Here is a 2466-nt window from a genome sequence, read left to right as displayed (position 1 = left end):
CGAACACCCGTACCGAGGTGAGCACCCTCTGCATCAGCCAGTTCCGCTACAGCGCACAAATCCGCCCTTCTTCCGTGGTGACCAAAGACTACACCTTTAAACGCCCCGGCTGGGCCGGACGTTTTGATCAGGAAGGCCAGCACCAGGATTACCAGCGCACACAGTATGAAGTGTATGACTACCCCGGACGTTTCAAGGGGGCCCACGGGCAGAACTTTGCCCGCTGGCAGATGGATAGCTGGCGAAACAACGCCGAAGTGGCGCGCGGAACAAGCCGTTCTCCGGAGATATGGCCGGGACGGCGAATTGCGCTGACGGGGCATCCGCAGGCGAACCTGAACCGGGAATGGCAGGTGGTGGCGAGCGATCTTCACGGCGAACAGCCGCAGGCGGTACCGGGACGCAGTGGTTCAGGCACCACGCTGAATAATCACTTTGCGGTGATCCCGGCAGACAGAACATGGCGACCACAGCCGTTGCTGAAACCGCTGGTGGACGGCCCGCAGAGCGCTGTCGTGACGGGACCGGCAGGCGAGGAAATCTTCTGTGATGAACATGGCCGCGTGCGGGTGAAATTTAACTGGGACCGTTATAACCCGTCAAACCAGGACAGTTCATGCTGGATCCGTGTGGCACAGGCGTGGGCAGGCACCGGATTCGGTAACCTGGCGATACCGCGTGTGGGTCAGGAGGTGATTGTGGACTTCCTCAACGGCGATCCGGACCAGCCGATCATTATGGGGCGCACCTACCACCAGGAAAACCGCACACCCGGCAGCCTGCCGGGAACAAAGACGCAGATGACCATTCGTTCGAAAACCTATAAGGGCAGCGGGTTTAATGAACTGAAGTTTGACGATGCGACAGGGAAAGAACAGGTCTACATCCACGCGCAGAAGAACATGAACACCGAGGTGCTGAATAACCGCATCGCAGAGGATGCGCACTATGTTTACCACTATGATGAATACGGCAGACTGACGGAGAAGACGGACCTTATCCCGGCGGGTGTTATCCGGACGGACGACGAGCGGACCCACCACTACCACTACGACAGCCAGCACCGTCTGGTGTTCTACACGCGGATACAGCATGGCGAGCCACTGGTCGAGAGCCGCTACCTCTACGACCCGCTGGGACGGCGAATGGCGAAACGGGTATGGCGGCGGGAGCGTGACCTGACGGGGTGGATGTCGCTGTCGCGTAAACCGGAGATGACGTGGTACGGGTGGGACGGCGACCGGCTGACGACGGTACAGACCGACACCACGCGTATCCAGACGGTATATCAGCCGGGGAGCTTCGCGCCGCTCATCCGCATCGAAACAGACAACGGCGAGCGGGAGAAAGCGCAGCGCCGCAGCCTGGCGGAGAAGCTGCAGCAGGAAGGGAGCGAGGACGGGCACGGCGTGGTATTTCCGGCTGAACTGGTGCGGCTGCTGGACAGGCTGGAGGAAGAAATCCGGGCAGACCGCGTGAGCAGTGAAAGCCGGGCGTGGCTTGCGCAGTGCGGGCTGACGGTGGAGCAACTGGCCAGACAGGTGGAGCCGGAATACACACCGGCGCGAAAAGTTCATTTTTACCACTGCGACCACCGGGGCCTGCCGCTGGCGCTCATCAGCGAAGACGGCAATACGGCGTGGCGCGGGGAGTATGATGAATGGGGCAACCAGCTTAATGAAGAGAACCCGTATTACCTGCACCAGCCATACCGTCTGCCGGGGCAGCAGCATGATGAGGAATCAGGGCTGTACTATAACCGGAACCGGTACTATGACCCGCTACAGGGGAGGTATATTACACAAGACCCCATTGGGCTGGCGGGGGGATGGAACCTGTATAATTACCCACTGAATCCGATAATAAGGATGGATCCTTTGGGTTTGTATAATTTATATCAATTATTATATGATGTTTGGCATGATGATTCATATGGAACATCATCAATTGATATTACTGGCAGTGGAGATCTAATATCATTAGGTGGTCATGCAGGACTTGGCGTTGCGTTTGCTAAAAAGAAAGGTGAAATGTTATCTGATATTTGTATTTATGCTACAGCATGCGGACATGCAGGAATTGGTGGTGGGATAAATGCGGCTATCACATATTCTGAGACCAAGTCTTTACCTACATCGGGAGTCAGCAATTCAGTAGGTGTAACGGTTGGCGGCGGAGTTGGGGGGCATTTTGCGTATACTTATGTAGTGGATGTTGATAATCCAGAATCATCGACAGAATCTGTTGGTATCGGTGCAGGTGTTGACGCTTCAGTTATGACTCTGGCTTGTAGAACGTGGCAAGAATGCTGGGTCAATTAACAGGAGGAAATATGAAAAAATATATATTTTTAGTTTTATTTTTATTGTGTGGTTGTTCTCCAGTGGACATAGAGCCAGCTAGACAAGAAGTTAATATCTTTCGTGGTTTATATCAGACAGGGAAATACAGTGATATATATAAAAT

Annotated in this window: 1 protein-coding gene and 1 pseudogene; both read left to right on the top strand. The window is 54.7% G+C overall.

Translation table 11 applies throughout. The features are described from left to right. On the top strand, positions 1-2321 hold a 2321-nt coding region (tssI, locus tag E0D98_RS28140; protein ID WP_240723753.1), incomplete at its 5' end, for a type VI secretion system tip protein TssI/VgrG. 11 nt (positions 2322-2332) lie between these two features. Continuing rightward, a pseudogene (locus E0D98_RS28485) lies at positions 2333-2466 on the top strand (RHS element protein dsORF-e4); the annotation flags it as partial.

It is taken from the genome of Escherichia sp. KCJ4928 (genome assembly GCF_004352695.1).
Lineage (GTDB): Bacteria > Pseudomonadota > Gammaproteobacteria > Enterobacterales > Enterobacteriaceae > ECMA0423.
This window is presented reverse-complemented; position numbering and strand designations above follow the sequence as displayed.